Source organism: Micrococcus sp. HMSC067E09 (assembly GCF_001812555.1).
In the GTDB taxonomy this organism is placed as follows: Bacteria; Actinomycetota; Actinomycetes; order Actinomycetales; family Micrococcaceae; genus Micrococcus; species Micrococcus lylae.
Map to the genome: position 1 here is coordinate 219,656 of NZ_KV809449.1, position 18,829 is coordinate 238,484.

16 protein-coding genes are annotated in these 18,829 nt (G+C 68.5%); 8 read left to right on the top strand and 8 right to left on the bottom strand.

Annotation, left to right across the window (positions count from 1 at the left end):
* The 3 genes from HMPREF2863_RS09225 to trxA form a co-directional block, all read left to right on the top strand.
* Positions 1 to 1,657: hypothetical protein (locus HMPREF2863_RS09225; RefSeq protein WP_168165777.1), on the top strand; the 1,657-nt coding region annotated here is incomplete at its 5' end.
* Between the two features lie 166 nt (positions 1,658 to 1,823).
* Complete coding sequence (trxB, locus tag HMPREF2863_RS09230; RefSeq protein WP_070639607.1) at positions 1,824 to 2,825, top strand: thioredoxin-disulfide reductase; 1,002 nt, start codon at positions 1,824 to 1,826, stop codon at positions 2,823 to 2,825.
* A gap of 69 nt (positions 2,826 to 2,894) precedes the next feature.
* Positions 2,895 to 3,218, top strand: a complete 324-nt coding sequence (gene trxA / locus HMPREF2863_RS09235) for a thioredoxin (protein ID WP_070639609.1) — start codon at positions 2,895 to 2,897, stop codon at positions 3,216 to 3,218.
* A gap of 254 nt (positions 3,219 to 3,472) precedes the next feature.
* On the opposite strand, the gene HMPREF2863_RS09240 is transcribed toward trxA, so the two are convergent.
* Positions 3,473 to 4,636, bottom strand: coding sequence for a ParB/RepB/Spo0J family partition protein (locus HMPREF2863_RS09240; RefSeq protein WP_070639611.1), 1,164 nt, complete (start codon positions 4,634 to 4,636; stop codon positions 3,473 to 3,475).
* A gap of 88 nt (positions 4,637 to 4,724) precedes the next feature.
* Between HMPREF2863_RS09240 and HMPREF2863_RS09245 the strand changes: the two genes are divergently transcribed.
* Entirely contained in the window at positions 4,725 to 5,180 is a 456-nt protein-coding gene (locus HMPREF2863_RS09245; protein ID WP_141756407.1) for a hypothetical protein, read from the top strand.
* A gap of 3,324 nt (positions 5,181 to 8,504) precedes the next feature.
* Here HMPREF2863_RS09245 and HMPREF2863_RS09250 read toward each other — a convergent pair.
* The 7 genes from HMPREF2863_RS09250 to rpmH form a co-directional block, all read right to left on the bottom strand.
* Positions 8,505 to 9,443, bottom strand: coding sequence for a ParA family protein (locus HMPREF2863_RS09250; RefSeq protein ID WP_070639615.1), 939 nt, complete (start codon positions 9,441 to 9,443; stop codon positions 8,505 to 8,507).
* Positions 9,444 to 9,518: 75 nt separating this feature from the next.
* The gene (rsmG, locus tag HMPREF2863_RS09255) at positions 9,519 to 10,238 is read right to left on the bottom strand and encodes a 16S rRNA (guanine(527)-N(7))-methyltransferase RsmG (protein ID WP_082740132.1); all 720 of its coding nucleotides are present in this window, start codon (positions 10,236 to 10,238) and stop codon (positions 9,519 to 9,521) included.
* Complete coding sequence (locus tag HMPREF2863_RS09260; RefSeq protein ID WP_070639616.1) at positions 10,231 to 10,815, bottom strand: Jag family protein; 585 nt, start codon at positions 10,813 to 10,815, stop codon at positions 10,231 to 10,233. Before HMPREF2863_RS09260 ends, rsmG begins: the two co-directional genes overlap by 8 nt.
* 2 nt (positions 10,816 to 10,817) lie before the next feature.
* Positions 10,818 to 11,786, bottom strand: a complete 969-nt coding sequence (yidC, locus tag HMPREF2863_RS09265; protein WP_067192049.1) for a membrane protein insertase YidC — start codon at positions 11,784 to 11,786, stop codon at positions 10,818 to 10,820.
* Positions 11,787 to 11,790: 4 nt separating this feature from the next.
* Complete coding sequence (gene yidD, locus HMPREF2863_RS09270) at positions 11,791 to 12,165, bottom strand: membrane protein insertion efficiency factor YidD (RefSeq protein ID WP_067192053.1); 375 nt, start codon at positions 12,163 to 12,165, stop codon at positions 11,791 to 11,793.
* Complete coding sequence (gene rnpA, locus HMPREF2863_RS09275; protein WP_067192056.1) at positions 12,162 to 12,557, bottom strand: ribonuclease P protein component; 396 nt, start codon at positions 12,555 to 12,557, stop codon at positions 12,162 to 12,164. The genes yidD and rnpA overlap by 4 nt, the downstream gene beginning before the upstream one ends.
* Before the next feature lie 28 nt (positions 12,558 to 12,585).
* Complete coding sequence (gene rpmH, locus HMPREF2863_RS09280) at positions 12,586 to 12,723, bottom strand: 50S ribosomal protein L34 (protein WP_067192059.1); 138 nt, start codon at positions 12,721 to 12,723, stop codon at positions 12,586 to 12,588.
* Between the two features lie 456 nt (positions 12,724 to 13,179).
* On the opposite strand from rpmH, the gene dnaA reads away from it, so the two are divergent.
* From dnaA to HMPREF2863_RS09300, 4 genes are all read left to right on the top strand, one after another.
* Positions 13,180 to 14,763: a chromosomal replication initiator protein DnaA gene (gene dnaA / locus HMPREF2863_RS09285; RefSeq protein WP_070639618.1), complete on the top strand. Its 1,584-nt coding sequence runs from the start codon at positions 13,180 to 13,182 to the stop codon at positions 14,761 to 14,763.
* Positions 14,764 to 15,584: 821 nt separating this feature from the next.
* On the top strand, positions 15,585 to 16,700 hold the full coding sequence (gene dnaN / locus HMPREF2863_RS09290; RefSeq protein WP_070639620.1) for a DNA polymerase III subunit beta: 1,116 nt from the start codon (positions 15,585 to 15,587) through the stop codon (positions 16,698 to 16,700).
* Positions 16,701 to 16,722: 22 nt separating this feature from the next.
* On the top strand, positions 16,723 to 17,991 hold the full coding sequence (gene recF, locus HMPREF2863_RS09295; protein WP_070639622.1) for a DNA replication/repair protein RecF: 1,269 nt from the start codon (positions 16,723 to 16,725) through the stop codon (positions 17,989 to 17,991).
* On the top strand, positions 17,984 to 18,559 hold the full coding sequence (locus HMPREF2863_RS09300; RefSeq protein ID WP_067192068.1) for a DciA family protein: 576 nt from the start codon (positions 17,984 to 17,986) through the stop codon (positions 18,557 to 18,559). Before recF ends, HMPREF2863_RS09300 begins: the two co-directional genes overlap by 8 nt.
* Positions 18,560 to 18,829: the final 270 nt, after the last annotated feature.

Here is an 18,829-nt window from a genome sequence, read left to right on the forward strand (position 1 = left end):
GGAAGAGAAGCGCCGCGCCGAGGAGGCCGAACGTCAGCGCGTAGAACGCGAGCGGGAGGAGGCCGCCGAGGCCGAGCGCGCCGAGCGTGAGCGCCGTGAGGCCGAGGAGTTGGAGCGCCGCCGCGCCCGTCAGATCGAGGAGGACGAGCGCCGCGAGCGTGCCGCCGCCGAGCGCCGTGCCGCCGAGCGTGCGGAGCGTGAGGAGCGCGAGGCCCGTCAGGCCGAGGAGCGCGCCGAGATGGAGCAGCGCGAGGCCGATCGTCGCCGTGAGGCCGCCGTCCAGGCCGCCGCCCAAGAATCCGGCAAGGGCCGTGACGGCCGAACCGAGCAGGGCCGCCGCGCCGCCGCCGCGGACATCTCCACCGACCCCATGCCCACCGTGCCCGCCGCCGGACGCGGCGACGAGGGCAGTGCCTCCGACTCCGCCCGTCCCCGCCCCGCCAGGGCGCACCGGGACGAGGCCACCCCGAAGGACGACGAGGCCACCCCGAAGGACACTGAGCGGCAGGCCCCTCGCCGTGTGCGCCCGGCGCCCCGCCGGGCCCTCGCGGCCGCTGCCGCCTCCGGTGCCGGAGCAACCGCCGCCGGAGCAGCCCCACGGAACGCGGACAGGGCAGACGACGTGCGCCGGGACGGCGCTGCGAGCAACGGTGATGGCCGAGACGCCGGACACGGAAGTGAGCGCGAGCCCCGCGCCGACGGCCATGCTGCCTCCGATGAAGGACGCAAGGACCGCTCCGGCCGGCGCGGCGCGGCGGCCGCCGGTGCCGGCGCCGCGGCAGTGGGCGCCACCGCTGCGGCCACGGGCGCCTCGGGTCGTGGCACCGACGTTCCGGCCGGCTCTCGCCGTGACGCCGATGCCCGGGATCCGCACCGCGACCGCAAGGACACCGCTCGCGGTGCCGCCCCGGCCACAGCAGCCGCTGCGGCCCACCCGGACGGGCCCCGTGACCGGCGTGATCCCGACGACGACCGACGCTCCAAGACGGGCGGAGCCGGCTGGCTCGTCGCCCTCCTGCTGGTCCTGCTGTTGGCCGTGGCGCTGATCGCCGGCTTCTTCCTGCTGAACCAGAACCGCGACTCTGTGCCGGACGACAACCAGGCCACAGGGTCCCCGACCGAATCGACGCAGCCGACCGACGACGGCGCCTCCCCCTCCGAGGAGACCTCCGCGTCCCCGTCCGAGGACGTGGCTCCGGCGGAACCGGCCTCCCTGGTGGACATCTACCGCGAGGTGCCGGACGCCCCGACGCTGGAGTCCGAGCACGACGACCAGCTGCCGAACATCATCGACGGCGACCCGGAGACCTACTGGCAGAGCTACTCCTACAAGCGCCCGAACTTCGGCGGCTACACCCGCAGCATGAACTTCGTGATCGAGCTCGAGGAGGCCCGGGACATCGAGAAGGTGACCGTGGAGTCCCTCGCGAGCTCCGCCGGTCAGCTCGCCATCGGCGTCGCCAGCGAGAACGGTCTGGGCGATCTGCGCCGCGGCGGCGAGGGCACCTTCGTGGACGGCAAGGCCGAGGTGGACATCACCGACGATCAGGGCAATGCCAAGTACGTCGTCGTGACCGTCACCGAGCTGCCCCAGCTGGCGGTGGACAACACCCAGTACGCCTACGGCATGCGCCTGTCGGAGATCACCGTCGAGTGAGCCGATGGCCGCTGACGGCCACAGTCCGGGGAGGGGGCCGTCGTCGTCCCCTCCGCGGGCCGGAATACCGGGCCCGGCGGGCCCGTTGACCTGATACGTGGACCCCGTGCGCCGCAGAGGACGGGCGGGGAGACCAGCACCGACTCAGACCCCCCTGGAGGAACCCGTGACCGACACCCCCTCGACCGACACGGTGCGCAACGTCGCCGTCATCGGCTCCGGCCCGGCCGGCTACACCGCCGCCATCTACACCGCGCGGGCCCACCTGGAGCCCGTGCTGGTGGCCGGGGCCGTCACCGCCGGCGGCGAGCTGATGAACACCACCGAGGTGGAGAACTACCCGGGATTCGCCGAGGGCATCATGGGCCCGGAGCTCATGGCCGCCATGGAGGGTCAGGCCCGCCGCTTCGACACCGAGATCCTCTTCGACGATGTGGTGGAGGCCGACCTGGTGTCCAACCCGAAGGTCCTCACCCTCGGCGACGGCTCGCAGATCAAGGCACACGCCGTGATCCTCACCACCGGCTCCGCCTACCGGAAGCTCGGTGTGGAGGGCGAGGAGCGCCTGTCCGGCCACGGCGTCAGCTGGTGCGCCACGTGCGACGGCTTCTTCTTCCGCGACCAGGAGATCGCTGTGGTCGGCGGCGGCGACTCGGCCATGGAGGAGGCACTCTTCCTCACCAAGTTCGCCTCCAAGGTCCACGTGCTGGTCCGCAAGGACGAGCTGCGCGCCTCGAAGATCATGGGCCAGCGCGCCATGGACAACGAGAAGATCGAGTTCCACTGGAACACGAAGGTCGCCGAAGTCCGGGGCGAGGACAAGGTCAGCTCCCTGCTCCTGCAGGACAGCGTCTCCGGCGAGCAGCGGGAACTGGCCGTCACCGGCCTGTTCATCGCGATCGGCCACGACCCGCGCACCGACCTGGTGAAGGACCAGCTCGAGCTGACCGAGCACGGCACCATCAAGGTGGAGCACCCCTCCTCCCGCACGACCCTGCCTGGCGTCTTCGCCGCCGGCGACGTCACCGACCACACGTACCGGCAGGCCATCACCGCCGCCGGCACCGGCTGCGTGGCCGCCCAGGACGTGGAGCACTATCTCGCCGACGTCCTGGGAGTCGACGAGGCGGCCCCCGCCGGCCCCGAGTCCGACGCGAACCCGGCCTGAGGACCGCCCTGCGGCCCTCAGCGATCCGTGGAGGACCGAAACCACCGACTATCCGCATAAGGAGACCCCATGAGCATCATCAACGTCACCGACGCCGACTTCCAGGAGAAGGTCCTGGACTCCGAGCTGCCCGTCCTCGTGGACTTCTGGGCCGAGTGGTGCGGTCCGTGCCGCATGCTGGGCCCGGTCCTGGAGGAGGTCGCCGCCGAGTATGAGGGCAAGGTCACCATCGCCAAGGTCAACGTGGACGATTCCCCGGCCACCGCCGCCCAGTTCGGAGTCACCTCGATCCCGCTCGTGGTGGCGTTCAAGGACGGCCAGAAGGTCAAGGAGTCCGTCGGCGCCAAGCCCAAGCCGGCCCTGGTGGAGGAGTTCTCCGACATCCTCGGCTGAGGCGCAGCTGACCACCCCTCAGGTCTGTCAGGCCTGTTGCCACTGACATGATGAAGGCCGCCTTCCCTCGCGGGGAGGCGGCCTTTGTCGTTCGGTGAGGGAAAAGGACCAGGTCAGACGGGATAAGAAAGGCCCGTATCGAATGACATCCGTGTCATTCGATACGGGCCTTTCATGTGCCTTGGTACTGCAGGCACCTGCTACGGCGCCCCTCCTCCATCCCCGACGACGGCCGCTTGCCGAGGCCGATCGGCTCACTTCTCCGCGTCGTCGCCCTGGATGAGCTCCATGATGCGGTTGAGGTCCTCGACGGACGCGAAGTCGATGGCGATCTTGCCCTTCCGCTTGCCCAGGGTGATCTTGACCTGGGTGTCCAGGCGCGAGGTCAGGGCCGTGGCGAAGTAGTCCAGGCGCTCATGACGGGTCGGCTCGCTGCGACGACGCGTGGCCGGGGCGGCCTGACGGACACCCTGTGCGAGCGCGACGGCCTCCTCCGTGGCCCGCACGGAGAGGCCCTCGGACACGATGCGCTGGGCCAGACGCTCCATCTCCGCCGGATCCGTGAGACCGAGCAGCGCACGGGCATGCCCGGCGGTGAGCGTGTTGTTGGCGACGCGCCGCTGCACGAGCGGCGGCAGCTTCATCAGGCGCAGCGTGTTGGAGATCTGTGGACGGGAGCGGCCGATCCGCTGGGACAGCTCTTCCTGCGTGCACTCGAAGTCGTCCATGAGCTGCTGGTAGGCGGCAGCCTCTTCCAGCGGATTCAACTGAGAACGGTGGAGGTTCTCCAGCAGCGCATCACGAAGGAGGTCCTCGTCCGGGGTGTGACGCACGATCGCCGGGATGGTGTCCAGGCCGGCGAGCTGGGTGGCGCGCCAACGACGCTCGCCCATGATCAGCTCGTACGGCGTGGGGCCGGCCACCTCACGGACCACGATGGGCTGAAGGATGCCCACCTCGGTGATGGACGTGACCAACTCGTCCATGTGGTCCTCGTCGAAGACCTCACGCGGCTGACGGGGGTTCGGATGGATGTCTGTGACCTTCAGCTCGCGAAGCACGGCGATGTCCGTGGGCACGGTGCCTGCCTCCGAGACCTCGGCCCCGGACGTCACGTCTGTGGTTGCAGGCACGGAGCCTCCAGCGGACTTCTCCGAGACCTTCTCAGCCTCAGTTTCAGCCTCAGCCGGCTCCGCGGGTGCCCGACGGCCCAGAGCGTTGACAGCGGGCATGGAAGGACGACCGCGTCGTACAGAGGACTTGCGACCAGCGGCAGAGCGGGATGAGGCGGACGAGGCGTCCGTCTGCTCGTGCTCCTCGACAGCAGTGGTGTCCCTTTCTTCGGCAGCAGTGGTGGCCCTGCCACCCTTCGCATCACCCTCCGTGGGGGTTCGATCCGAAGAGAAGAAGACATCCACGGGCCGACTGCCGCGGCCGTAGGTTGACTTCGGTGCGTCGGCGGACTTCTCGGCAGCGGTGGTGCCAGCGGCGCCGGCTCCGGTCCTGGTGTTCCTGCTGGCAGCGGACGTCGTTGTGCCACTGACCTTTTCCCCACTGACCGCGGACGAATCGGTAGACGCACTCTTCTTCGCGCCGGTGCCCGAGGATGTGGAGGTGGACGTGGTCCCCGACGCGGCTGCCTTCTCCTTGGACGCCGTGGACGCCGCAGGCGTCTTCGACCTGGACGGCTTGGTCGTTGAGGACTTGTTCGACGAGGACTTGGTCGTTGACGATTTCGTCGACGACGAGGAGGAGCGGGTGCCGTTGGACTTCTTCGAAGACGCCGTCTTGCCCGGAGCCTCGTCAGCAGACTTCTCCGATGCAGCGGCGGCTGCAGACGTGGTGCGCCGGCGCGGCGTCGCTTCCTTCTCGTCCTCAGAGGACACAGTCTGCGCGGTCTCCTCCGTCGGCACGGCGGAAGACGCTGGCGCCGTGGTCTCCTCGGCGTCTGCGGTGCTCTGAATTAGGGCACCGAGGCCCCGGCCCAGGCCTCCTCGGCGGGTCTTCTTCACATGTCCTCCTGCAGTGAAATATGTCCAGTCCAGTCTAGGTCGGAGTACGGCTTCCTTCTACGGCGCAGCAGTCCCGTTCCACGTGAAACACGAATGCGGTTCCTCGCTTTGCCGCAGGCGATGCCGCTCTTGGCTTGCGGCAGCGACGCGTTTGGTCAGGTCTCCGAACCACCCTGCGATGCGAGTCCGGGTGACGACAACGAGGCCTGCGACCGAAGCGGGAGGCCAGACGTAGGTGAGTGAGGGCTTGTGTTCGATACCGAAGGCTGGTGACCGCGCCTTGCTTCACGTGAAACGGCCAATGATGTACCGAATCACTCTCCAGCCGTCGACTACGGACCATAAATCATGCCCTCATGCGGAGAGCATCATCTGCGCTCTAGTACCGCGCATCACCCGTTAAGCGTTGCTTACAATGGTCGAACGAAAGTGTTGCGCGTCGACCCATGTGGATCGAGCCGCCGCCCTCTGGGGCACGGTCAGCGGAGCATGGAGTGCTACCTTGGCGAAAGAGCGAGTGCCCAAGATCGTCATGTCCAAGGAGATATGAGGACACGAGGAGCCGAAGACAATGAACCACTCTCTGCCCAGATCCGTCACGACCCTGGGGCACTGCCGTTCGTGTTCCGTCCTGCGTGAACGATGAGATTCGCCCGTCTAGCGAAGCCCGCATACCCCCATGTTCGGCCAGCTTCCCGTTTGTCGTGCTTCCAGCCCTAGGTCGAGGGCACACGCGTAAGAGGCCTGGAGACTGCCTCTAAGAGCCGGCAGTGCCCGCAGGAGTGTCGATCCACTCGTGACCAAGGCGCACGCAAAGTGGACACTGAGGTGTCAGCGGTAGTCACTGTCCCCTCAGCACAGCGACAGTCTTGACCCTGTCGCGCCAAGGTTTCACGTGAAACTACCTGGGGAGAGGGGCGTGGTGAGAGCTGCCAAGATGTCTAGACCATTCCTTTTGGCTACCCCTGGCCTACTCGCCGAACGCACGGAACCTTTTCCAGGCCGGCGCTTCCCGTGTCACGTTCCACGTGAAACATAGACCGTATCCAAGCGGGCGCCTTGTCTTCGTCCAGGATGAAGCTGAAGACGCACTTCTAGGAGAGCAGGTCTACCTGCACCCGCACACCGTCCCAGCGCTTCGGCTGCTGATCCTCAATAGGCGACTATGGCATCTAGTTCAGGACCGACTTTCGGTTCTACGCACACGCTCATCTCAGCATTGAGCTGAAGACAGAGATGCATGCAATGCCAGACGCCGATCTGATGAGCGGAGTCCCGGCGCGCCAACGGTTGAATCGACTCCGTGGTCCGAGGCGACCCACGAATGCAGTTCGGCCCCGTGGGAGACTTCCACCTTCTTCGCGTATCCCACTGCGCCATGTTCCACTGCAGTCGCGTTTCACGTGAAACACGTCCAGAAATCACACGGCGGGAGAGACATCACCTCCTCGCCACCGTCCGCGGCCGATGAATGATCACAAGACAGCCCGCCCTCCTGTGCCAGTCACCCACGCGTGTCGATAGTTGTCCGGAGCGCCGCTACTCAGTCTCTCCAGGTGTCCTGTCGAGCATCCCCGTGGATCATGCTGAACACGCTTACTTCTCTCTTCACATACGACGGTGCCGGTCAGCGAACCGTGGTCAACGCGGTGGCCGGTAGACCCGTTCGGTACGGTCGTGTGTCGGCAGGTTTCTACGGAGCCACGACACTCCCCAGGCCTTGCGTTCTACGTGAAACATCCCCCAGCGCCTCCCATACGGTGTGTCATTTCTTCTCGCGCAAGGGGATGGCGTGCGAGCAGGCAAGCCGAGAACCCATTACTCGCTGGGACAGCAGCGGCTCCAGTGTTCCGCCGAACGACCTCAAGGACGTCCGACGCCCGCCATGACCCGCCCCCTTTCTGTGCACGAACGGAGAGCTGCACCTACACCAGTTATCGGATGACGATTCCTCACCGACATACTTCCGATGCCCTGCGCAAAAGCCTGCTGAAGCATCAGCTCTCTCGAGACAGCTCGAGAGGCCAGCCATCAGACAGGCACCCGCCAGATCGCTCGTTTCACGTGGAACGGATGGCCGAAGAGCAGCCAGGTCTGTCGTCGGTCTTTTCAAGCATCCATCGCACACGAGCTCGCCGACATGCCATGGCGCATCCTCTCTGGGACCATCCCCATCGTTGCCTCGCCCAAGGGCCAGATCCCGAGACGGTGTTCTTGTTGCCCTCCGCAGCTGGAAGCAACACGCTCCGGCTCGCGGCGAGTCATTCATCCACAGGTGTTGTCCACATGTGCACAGGAGCGATCTGACACCGGCGCGCAGCGTTGTACCTCATCCACAGTTTCGTCCACATGTGTGGATACAAGTGTAGTGCCTTCCCTCAGCATTTATGGCGTGAGTAATTGCTCGTCTGAGGCGCGCCTTGAAAGTCCGTGAGGAGTAAGGCGCCCTTATCGGGACATCCTCCAGGGCTCTTTATACACAGGCGTGCTCTGCGTCGTCCACGAGGCTTCCAGGCCCACAGCCCACCTGAGCCGGAGCTCCTGCCGTGGCACGCGCGAGAGGCAGTTTCTGCCGCCCCTGTAGACAGGTGGAGGGGAGCGTCTCAGGCGTGGGCTACCTCCATCGCAGTCGGAAGAATCCGCACACGGCAGCCTCGGCGGATATCGCCCAGTGTCTCCTCAGGTCCACCGTCCGCTACAGGGCGACCGTCCATCTCAGGGCCACAGCCCACCTCAGAGGCACCGTCATTCTCAGGGCCGCCGTCCATCTCAGGGCCACAGCCCTCCTCAGAGGCACCGTCATTCTCAGGGCCGCCGTCATTCTCAGGGCCGCCGCTCTCCTCAGAGCCAAGGCCCGTCGCAGGGACACCGGGCACCGGCCTTCTGAGAGACGGCCCTTCTGTCAGGCCAAGCGTCCGATCACTGCTCTGCCAATCCGTTGACTGCCTCCAGGCCGGCAGGAGTCACGTGACTGGCTTACCCAGACTCGACGATCAGCCTGCCGACGACGTGTCCACCAGTGGCCTCCTACCGGCGCGAGGCATCTATCCGCTCGGCCCGGCAGGGGATCACCGCGTACTGCCCACACTCTCCGCCGTTGCCGTCCCGCCGCTGATAACGCCCCCTCGCCTCCCCACCTGCGCCTGCACGTTGCTTCACATGCCCCGCAGGCACAGTGTCACTGCCAGGTTTCACGTGAAACAGAATCGGCCCGGACATCTGAGCGATGTCCGGGCCGATTCTCCGCTACAGGATCAAGCGGATCCGGTTGCCTTCAGTCGAGTGGAACAGGTGCTCCTCGCTTCGCGATCTCCGCGGCGGCCTCGCGGTAGGCGGCCGCGCCCACCGAGGACGGGTCGTAGGTGAGCACTGTCTGCTGATAGCTCGGCGCCTCAGAGATGCGGACGTTGCGTGGAATGGCCGTCTGCAGCAGCTCCTTGGGGAAGTGCTCCCGCACCTCCTCCGCCACCTGCACCGCCAGGTTCGTGCGGGAGTCGAACATCGTCAGCAGGATCGTCGTCAGCTGCAGCCGCGGGTTCAGATGCTTCTGGATCATCTGCACGTTCTTCAGCAACTGGGACAGACCCTCGAGCGCGTAGTACTCCGCCTGGATCGGAATGAGAACCTCCACCGCGGCCACGAAGGCGTTCACGGTCAGAAGGCCCAGGGACGGCGGGCAGTCGATGAACACGTAGTCCAGACGCTCCTGTCCCTGCTCCTCACGCCACGCGAAGTAACGGTCCAGGGCCTTGGCCAGCCGCTGCTCGCGGGCCACCAAGGAGACCAGTTCGATCTCCGCGCCTGCGAGCTCAATGGTCGCGGGGACCACCTGCAGGTTGTCCACATCTGGGGCGTCCTGCACAACGTCGTGGATCTCCATCTCGTCCAGGAGCACATCGTAGACCGACGCCACCTCGGAGGAGTGAGGGACGTTGAGCGCGGTCGACGCGTTGCCCTGGGGATCGATGTCGACGACCATCACACGCATGCCTGCCCGCGCCATCGCGGCGGCCAGGTTGACGGTGGTGGTGGTCTTGCCGACGCCGCCCTTCTGATTGGACGTCGTGAACACGCGGGTGCGGTCCGGACGGCTGAGCCGCTGACGCTGCAGGCGATTCCCGGACGCGGCGGCGCCCTTCTTCCCGCCCTTGCCGGACCAGCGCTCACGCAACGCCTTGAATGCGCCGGAGCGCTCCTCGTTCTCCTGGGCCATGCGGTTCATCCTCCCCGGGCGGCCGCACCGCCCTGGACTTCTGGTCTTCGGTCCTCCCGACGGCGGCCGGCCGGCTCAGCGGCGAGCGCGCCGCGGCACGACGCGCACCACGGTGGTCGGCTCCGGGAGCACGTCGCCGCCGACGGTGAGGATCTCCGGTTCTCCACAACTGTACTTGCGCAGCGCCTTGGCGGCAGCGGTGATCTCGTTCGCCGCGCTGCGGCCCTTGATGGCCAGCAGCTCGCCCCCGCCCTTCAGCAGCGGCATGGTCAGCGGCAGCAGGGACTTCAGGGCGGACACGGCACGCGCGGTCACGATGTCCACATCGAGGTTCCCGGCGACCTGCTCGGAACGGCCGCGGATGATGTCCACGTTCTCCAACCCCAGGTCCTCCACGACCATGTCCAGCCAGTCCACCCGCCGCTCGAGCGGCTCGATGAGCAGGAACTGGCAGTCCGGTCGGGCCAGGGCCAGGCACAGGCCCGGCAGGCCGGCCCCGGAGCCCACGTCGGCCACGAGGGCGCCCTCCGGCAACAGGTCCGCCACGATCGCACAGTTCATCACGTGGCGTTCCCACAGCCGCGGGACCTCACGGGGACCGATGAGCCCCCACTCGATGCCTGTGGAGGACAGGTGCTCCACGTAGCGCTCGGCCAACGGCAGGGCGTCGCCGAAGATCTGGTCCGCGGCGGCGCCCAGCTCTGCAGGCAGCGGGGGAGCGGGCTGGGCGACGGCCTCCGGAGCCGGGGCCTTGCCGACCTGTGCCTCCGGGGTGCCTGGACGCGGGTCAGTCATCGGCGGAGATCACCACGTGACGGTGCGGGCCCTCGCCCTCGGACTCCGAGACGAGGCCTGCGTCGGCCACCACGTCGTGGACGATCTTGCGCTCATAGGCACCCATGGGCTCCAGATGCACCGGGCCCTTGCCGTCCTTGACCTCGGCCACGGCCCTGTCGGCGATCGTGCGCAGCTCGGCGCCACGGCGGGTGCGGTACCCGGCCACGTCGAGGATCAGGCGGGAGCGGTGGCCTGTGGAGGCGAGCACGGCCAGGCGGACGAGCTCCTGCAGGGACTCGAGGGTCTTGCCGTTGCGGCCGACCAGGTCCTGCAGCGCCTCGTCGCCCTCGTCGGCGATGACGGACACGTAGGTGCGGCCGTCACGGACCTCGATGTCGATGTCGCCGTCGAGGTCGGCGATGTCCAGCAGCTCCTCCACGTAGTCGGCCGCGACGTCGCCCTCCTCCTCGAGGCGCTCGGCGGCGGTGGCACGCGGGCGGGCGTCGGCCTGCTCGGACGTCTGCTCCACGGCGACGTCGGCCTGCTCGCCCTGCTGCTCGACGTTCTGAACGTCAGGGGTGTTCTGCTCGCTCATGCTCACTTCTTCCTGCGGTTCTTACGCTGGGGCTGACGACGCTGGCCGGCACGCTCCACACGCTGGGCCTCCGCCTCCTCACGGGCCTTCTGCTCCTGCAGTGCCTTGCCCACCGGCGGCAGCCCCTTGGCGGCGCGACGCTCGTTGAGCTCACGCTCGGCCAGGGAGCCCGGGGTCGGGTTGTTGCGGATGATCCACCACTGCTGACCCACAGCCCACATGTTCGAGTAGGTCCAGTACAGGAGCACGCCGATCGGGAAGTTGATGCCGCCGATGCCGAAGATCAGGGGCATGCCGTACAGCATGATCTGCTGGGTCTGAGCCATCGGACCGGACAGCTGGCTGTCGGTCATGTTCTTCGTCATCAGCATCTTCTGCATGTAAAACATGAGGCCGGACATCAGCAGGATCAGGAAGATCGCGACGACGATGACGTTCAGGTTGAAATGGGAACCGGTCGAGCCCAGGAAGGTGTCCGACATCTGGGCGCCGAAGATCTCGGAGGACTCGAAGGAGCGGATCTGGTCCGCGGACAGGGCGTGCATGCCCTCGCCGGACTCGGCCGCACCGCGGGCACCGATGAGCACCTGGTAGAGGGCGAAGAAGAACGGCATCTGCACCAGCAGCGGCAGGCACGCGGCGAACGGGTTCGCCTTGTGCTCCTTCATGAGGGCCTGCTGTTCCATCGCCATGGCCTGGCGGGACAGCTGGTCCTTCTTGCCCTTGTACTTGGCCTGCAGCTTCTGCAGCTCCGGCTGCATGGCCTGCATGGCGCGCTGGGCCTTGATCTGCTTCACGAAGATCGGGATCAGCAGGGTGCGGATCAGGATCACGAGAAGCAGGATGGACAATGCCCAGGTCCAGCCCGAGTCCGACGGCATGCCGATGAACCCCAGGACGGTGTGGAAGGCGCCCAGGATCCACGACATCAGCCAGCGGAACGGGAGAAGGATCGCTTCGAAGAAGCCCATGGTGTCAGTCCTCCTGCGGGGGATCTGGTGGGAGGGGAGGGTGGTTCAGGTGGATGATGCGCGGAAGGTCTTCCTCCGCCCAGCATCGGTGCCCGGGAGGCACGGGGTCGATGCCGCCGTCGTTCCAGGGATGGCAGCGTGCGAGCCTGCGGGCCGTCAGCCAGGTCCCCTTCACCGCGCCGTGCACGGTCACGGACTCGAGTCCGTAGGCCGAGCAGCTCGGGAAGAAGCGGCAGACGTCCCCGTACAGGGGCGAGATCAGCAGCCGGTACGCCTTGAGCAGCCAGCCGAGCACGGTCGAGGGCAGTGCGCGCAGCCACCCCCATTCACGGGCCGGCTCGAGCACCACGTAGGGCGACAGCGTGCGGGCCCCGCTCATGCGGCTCCGTCCGCGGTGCACTTGCGGACGGCCTGGCGCAGGGCGCCGGCGAGGTCCTTCTCCAGCGTGGCGTAGTCCGCCTCGGCGGCCGCCGGCAGTGCGCGCACCTGGATGAGCAGGGGCTGTCCCTCCAGAGGGGGACGCCGCATCTGCTCGGCCATGATCGCGCGCAGACGGCGCTTCACCCGGTTGCGCACCACCGCGACTCCGACCGCTTTGGACACGACGAACCCGGCCCGTGGGTGCCGAGGTGTGCTCGGACCCCCGGACCGGGTGTCGTTCGGGTCGGCCGTCGCGGTGACGACCAGGCTCCGGCGCCCTGCGCGGGCGCCGGTCCGCCGGATGTGCTGGAAGTCTGCCGCCGTCCGGACCCGTCGGTCACGAGGCAGCACGACGCTCGCCGGAGCGGCTGCGCCGCGCTCAGGCGGACAGCGCGGCGCGACCCTTGCCGCGGCGGGCAGACAGGATGGCGCGGCCGGCACGGGTGCGCATGCGGGCGCGGAAGCCGTGCTTGCGGGCGCGACGACGGTTGTTGGGCTGGAAAGTGCGCTTGGTCACTGTGATCTCTCCACGTGTTGTGTTGGCGCCGACCGTTGACCTGCGACGCTGCATGCAGGAGGGAAGTCCGGGCGGGGCTTTGACATGAAATCCCCGGCGGGCACGGCACAGCCGTCCCGGGGGACCTGGCTACTCTAGTCACGCCTTCTGCCCCGGTCAAGCGGACGTCGGTGCCCAGCACCGTCCCTCCTGCGGGCCGTCCGGCTCCGCGCGCCGGGCTGCCGCAGACACGCCCGGTCCACAGTTCCCACAGGCCACAGGCGCACGACGGCGGCCGCTCACCTCCGTCTGTCCACAGCACCTCCCCGAGTTGTCCACCATCTGTGCACAAGCCTGTGGACAACGACTAGACTCGAGCGGAACGTGCATGCCGACAGGGCCTCCGTCCGGCCGGCACGCCTGTTGCTTCCGCCTTCCGCCCCGGCGCCCGTCCGGTGCACTGAAAGGACTCCTCCGGTGTCTGATCCCGCCGTCTCCGACTCCTGGTCCCAGGTCACCTCCGCCCTGGAGGAGGACTCCCGCGTCACGCCGCGCCAGATGGGGCACGTGTACCTGGCCAGCCCGCAGGGCCTGATCGGCAACACCCTCCTGCTGGCGGTGCCGAACGAGACCACGCGCGAGACGCTGCAGGGACCGCAGGTCTCCGGCGCGCTGACCGACGCGTTGACAGCGGTGTTCGGTCACGAGGTGCTGCTGGCGATCTCGATCGACTCCTCCCTGAACGCCCCCACCCCGCCGCGTTCGGCGGACGCCGCGTCCTCGCGCGCCCAGCTGCCTGCCGAAGACCTGGACGTAGACGCCCGTCGTCCGGCCTCCGAGCGCACCCGCCACCACGAGCCCTCCTCCCCGTCCGCCCACGGCCAGGGTGAGCAGCGCTCCGAGGCGCCCGGGCCGTCGTCGTCCGACCGCGGACGCGACGAGCACCGCCAGGACCGCCCGGACAGCCGGCCGGTCGCCGGTGCGGGCGCGCCGACCCCCGGCCCGCCGTCCACGTCCTCCGAGACCAGCCGGCTCAACGAGCGGTACCACTTCGACTCGTTCGTGATCGGCTCGTCCAACCGCTTCGCCCACGCAGCCGCCAACGCGGTGGCCGAGGCGCCGGCGAAGGCGTACAACCCGCTGTTCATCTACGGCGAGTCCGGCCTGGGCAAGACCCACCTGCTGCACGCGATCGGGCACTACGCCCGGCGCCTCTACCCGGGCCTGCGGGTGCGGTACGTGAACTCGGAGGAGTTCACCAACGACTTCATCAACTCCATCCGCCACGACGAGGGCGCCTCGTTCAAGCAGGTCTACCGCAACGTGGACATCCTGCTGATCGACGACATCCAGTTCCTGGCGGACAAGGAGGCGACGGTCGAGGAGTTCTTCCACACCTTCAACACGCTCTACAACAACAACAAGCAGGTCGTGATCACCTCCGACCTGCCGCCGAAGCAGCTCTCCGGGTTCGAGGAGCGCCTGCGCTCGCGCTTCGAATGGGGTCTGATCACGGACATCCAGCCGCCGGACCTCGAGACCCGCATCGCCATCCTCCGCAAGAAGGCGGAGGCCGAGGGCCTCTTCGCCCCGCCGGAGGTGCTCGAGTACATCGCCTCCCGGATCTCCACGAACATCCGTGAGCTCGAGGGCGCCCTCATCCGCGTCACCGCGTTCGCGTCCCTGAACCGCCAGGACGTGGACATCCAGCTGGCCGAGCACGTGCTCAAGGACCTCATCACGGACGACGACGTCCACGAGATCACGCCGGAGCTGATCCTCCATGCCACCGCGGAGTACTTCGACCTGACCATGGACGAACTGACCAGCAAGTCCCGCACCCGCACGCTGGTCACCGCCCGCCAGATCGCGATGTACCTGCTGCGCGAGCTGACCGAGATGTCCCTGCCGAAGATCGGCCAGGAGCTGGGCGGCCGCGACCACACCACCGTGATCCACGCCGACCGCAAGATCCGCGAGCTCATGGCCGAGCGCCGCACGATCTACAACCAGGTCACCGAGCTGACCAATGAGATCAAGCGCAAGCAGCGCGGCCACTGACCGGCCGGCCGCCGCGCTCCGGGCCCCGTCGACGTCGTTCGGCGGGGCCCGACGCATGTCCGAGAACCCTGAACCGGCGGTCAAAGGATCGTCCACATTGTCCACCCCTGTGGAGAACTCTGTGGAGAAGGGGTCTGCATGTGGACAGCCGCGAGGGCGTGGAATCGGCCCGCCCAGGCCGCTGCGACGATGATCCGCAGGGTGGGGAACCGGCGCTCCACGGCACTGGGGAATGACACGGATGTCATTCGGATCTCCACACTCGTCCACACGTTTCCACAGGCTTCAGGAGCCGAGAACCGCGGAATCATGCGGACGCAGATCACACCTGTGGAGAAGAATGTGGACACGATCGGGACAAATGACATCGGACTCTGGACAAATCCGGGCGAGGCTGTGCAGAAGGGGTCGGGGGCCGTCGTCGGGAATCCACGGGACACCCACACCCCGAACGGAGAGGATCCACCGCCGGACCCACAGGAGGATCGGCACGGACCCTGGGCGAGGACGGGTTCTCCACAGAATCCACACGTGCTGACACTCCTACTCACCTCTGGGACATCTCTCCGTCGAGCAACATCCAGGCCCCTGCGCACCGGCCGGACACCACATGTGCCCTTCCTCCCCGCACAGCCCCATCCCTGACCTGACAGCGAGCGCACGCACCCCCTATGCTGATCAACGCGTCTTCCCACCCGCGCGCCGTTGACCCGTGTGCGCATCGTTCGGACGTAGAATCCCGGCTTCCTCACGGCCGCTGCGGATTCGCCCCCGTGTGTACACCGGCCTGACCGAGAGGCCAGAGAGGCAGTGCAGAGCTCGTGAAGTTCACCGTCGAACGCGACATCCTCACGGATGCCGTCTCCTGGACCGCCCGCTCCCTCTCCCCGCGCCCGCCGGTGCCGGTGCTCTCCGGCCTGCTCATCACCGCCGAGGCCGGCCTCGTCTCCATCGCGAGCTTCGACTACGAGACCTCGGCACGCCTGGACATCGAGGCGGACATTGAGACCGAGGGACAGGTCCTCGTCTCCGGCCGCCTGCTCAACGACATCGTCCGCTCGCTCCCCGCCGCTCCGGTGACGCTCGAGCTGGACGGCGGCAAGGTGCTCGTTACCTGCAAGTCCTCCCGCTTCTCCCTGGCCACCATGCCGGTCGGCGAGTACCCGGCCCTCCCGGAGCTGCCGGAGGTCGCCGGCACCGTGGACGGCGCCGCCTTCGCCCACGCCGTGCACCAGGTCACCGTGGCCGCCTCGAAGGACGACACTCTCCCGATCCTCACGGCCGTGAAGGTCGAGATCGAGGGCGACACGATGACCTTCCTGGCCACCGACCGCTACCGCCTGGCCATGAAGGAGATCACCTGGACTCCGGCCGACCCGTCGGTGTCCACCTCCCTGCTGGTCAAGGCCCGCACCCTCACCGAGGTCGCCAAGTCGCTCGGCGGCGCCGGCAGCCTCGAACTGCGCTTCGCCGAGGGCGTGGACCTGGTCGGCTTCGCCTCCGCCGGCCGCCGCACCACCTCCGTGCTGGTCGACGGCGAGTACCCGAAGATCCGCTCCCTGTTCCCGGAGTCCAGCCCGATCCACGCCACCGTGGACACCGCGGCCCTGGTCGAGGCCTCCCGCCGCGTGGCCCTCGTGGCCGAGCGCAACTCCGCGCTGCGCATGGTCTTCAGCGCCGGCTCCGTCACCCTGGACGCCGGCACCGGGGACGACGCCTCCGCCAACGAGGAGCTGCCCTGCACCCTGGACGGCGAGGAGATCACGGTCGCCTTCAACCCGTCCTACCTGTCCGAGGGGCTGTCCGTGGTGGACCAGCCGCAGGTGCGGTTCTCCTTCACCACCGCCCCGAAGCCCGCGCTGCTCACCGGCGTGGCCGAGAAGGACGGCGCCGTCTCCGACTACCGGTACCTGGTGATGCCGGTCCGTCTGACCTGACCGGGACCGGACACCGCCTCACGTGTACCTCTCGCAGCTGACGGTCGCGGACTTCCGCTCGTACCGGTCCGCTCACCTGACCCTGTCCCCCGGCGCCACCGTGCTGGTCGGCGCCAACGGCGTCGGCAAGACGAACCTCGTGGAGGCCGTCGGCTACCTCGGCTCGCACACCTCGCACCGCGTCAGCCAGGACGCCCCGCTGGTCCGCTTCGGCCAGGACCGCGCCAGGATCGGCGCGCGCATCCACCGCGGCTCACGCGCGGTGGCGCTGGAGCTGGAGATCCTGCCGGGCCGCTCCAACCGCGTGGCCGTCAACCGCGGCGCCCCCGTCCGCGCCCGTGAGGGCCTCGGCATCCTGCGCACCGTGGTCTTCGCCCCCGAGGACCTGGCGCTCGTGACCCAGGACCCGGGCGGCCGCCGCCGCTTCCTGGACCAGCTCATGGTCCAGCTGCGCCCCGCCCTCGGCGAGGCCGCCGCGGACTACGAGCGGGTCCTGCGTCAGCGCAACGCCCTGCTCAAGACCGCCCGGCAACAGGGTCGCTGGGGCCCGGAGGAGGAGGCGACCCTCGCCGTCTGGGACGAGCACCTCTCCATGGCCGGCGCCCGTCTGCTCAACGGCCGGCTCCACGTCCTGCAGCTGCTCGCCGCACCGTTGGGCGAGATGTACGCCGCACTGACCAACGGCTCGAAGCCGGCCACGTTCGCCTACGAGTCCACCGTCCCCGGCGTCTCCGGCACCCACCAGCAGGTGCCGTCCGTCCAACAGATCGCCGCCGCCATGCGGCAGGCCCTCGAGGATGCCCACGAGCAGGAGCGTGCCCGCGCCCTCACCCTGGTGGGGCCGCACCGGGACGAGCTCGCCCTGTTCCTCGGCCCTGCCCCGGCCCGCGGCTTCGCGTCCCACGGCGAGACCTGGTCCCTTGCGCTGGCGCTGCGCCTGGCCAGCTACGACGTGCTCGTCGCCGACGACCCGGACCCCGACGCCCGGCCCGTCCTCATCCTCGACGACGTCTTCGCCGAGCTCGACGCCGCCCGCCGCGGCCGGCTGGCCGGTCTCGTCTCGCGCGCCGAGCAGGTGCTGCTCACCGCCGCCGCGGTGGAGGACATCCCGGAGGAGCTGCATGCCGTACGCGTGCTCGTCCGCCAGGACGCGGACGGCTCCGAGACCGTGGCCGAGACCGCGGACCGTCCGCTGCCGGTGGAGGGGGACATCCGCCGGGCCCGGATGGACCCGGGGATTCCCGACGACGGCCCCCCGCCTGCCGCAGAAGGGGGCGCTCGCGATGGCTGACGAGCCGGCGGAGACCTCCACGGGCGTCCCCGGCCAGGACGAGGACCGCCCGGACCTGGCGATGATCCAGCTGCGCCGGGTGCGGGACGCCGCCATGGAGCGCGGCGAGGCCCGCCTCACCGGCCGTCCCGGCCGCTCAGCCGGCAGCCGCACCGAGCAGCGCGTGGCGGAGTTGAAGGCCAAGCGCCGGCGCAGCGGCCCGAAGGCCGACGACCGGGACCCTGCCGTGGTCGGCGACGTCTTCGGCCGCCTCATCCGGGACCGCGGCTGGTCCACCCCGGTGGCCGTCGGCTCCGTGCTCACGCGCTGGGCCGAACTGGTCGGCCCGGACATCGCCCAGCACTGCCGGCCCGAGAGCTTCGAGAACTCCGTGGTGCGGGTGCGCACCAGCTCCACCGCCTGGGCGACCCAGCTGCGCCTGATGGGACCGATGCTGCTGGCCCGCTTCGACCAGGAGCTCGGCACCGGCGTGGTCACGCGCATCGACGTGGCCGGTCCTCAGGCGCCCAGCTGGAAGAAGGGTCCCCGCAGCGTCCGTGGCCGTGGGCCGCGTGACACCTACGGGTGAGCCTCCCCGAGTCTCCGGGGGCCGGCCGGCGGAGGTGCATGCCGTCGTCGGGACGACCGGGGGCAGACCCGCCGCGCACCGGAAGGGCCGAGGACCGAAGGGCCAGGCGGCGCTCTGAGCGCCGATCGGACCCGGAGGCGATACGGCCCCCATACCGAGGGCTGACAGGACCTCCACGGCGGCGTCCACGGCCTGCTGCAGGGCATTTGGAGCCGATCCACCCGCGCAGATTCCGTGGAACGGCACCCGAATCCCGTAGAATGGACCAGA

Excerpts from the sequence above, each read along its gene's own strand:
- HMPREF2863_RS09300 (WP_067192068.1), top strand. The coding sequence starts at position 17,984 with ATGGCTGACGAGCCGGCGGAGACCTCCACGGGCGTCCCCGGCCAGGAC.
- trxA (WP_070639609.1), top strand. The coding sequence starts at position 2,895 with ATGAGCATCATCAACGTCACCGACGCCGACTTCCAGGAGAAGGTCCTG.
- HMPREF2863_RS09260 (WP_070639616.1), bottom strand. The coding sequence starts at position 10,815 with ATGAGCGAGCAGAACACCCCTGACGTTCAGAACGTCGAGCAGCAGGGC.
- yidC (WP_067192049.1), bottom strand. The coding sequence starts at position 11,786 with ATGGGCTTCTTCGAAGCGATCCTTCTCCCGTTCCGCTGGCTGATGTCG.
- HMPREF2863_RS09250 (WP_070639615.1), bottom strand. The coding sequence starts at position 9,443 with ATGGCCCAGGAGAACGAGGAGCGCTCCGGCGCATTCAAGGCGTTGCGT.
- yidD (WP_067192053.1), bottom strand. The coding sequence starts at position 12,165 with ATGAGCGGGGCCCGCACGCTGTCGCCCTACGTGGTGCTCGAGCCGGCC.
- rsmG (WP_082740132.1), bottom strand. The coding sequence starts at position 10,238 with ATGACTGACCCGCGTCCAGGCACCCCGGAGGCACAGGTCGGCAAGGCC.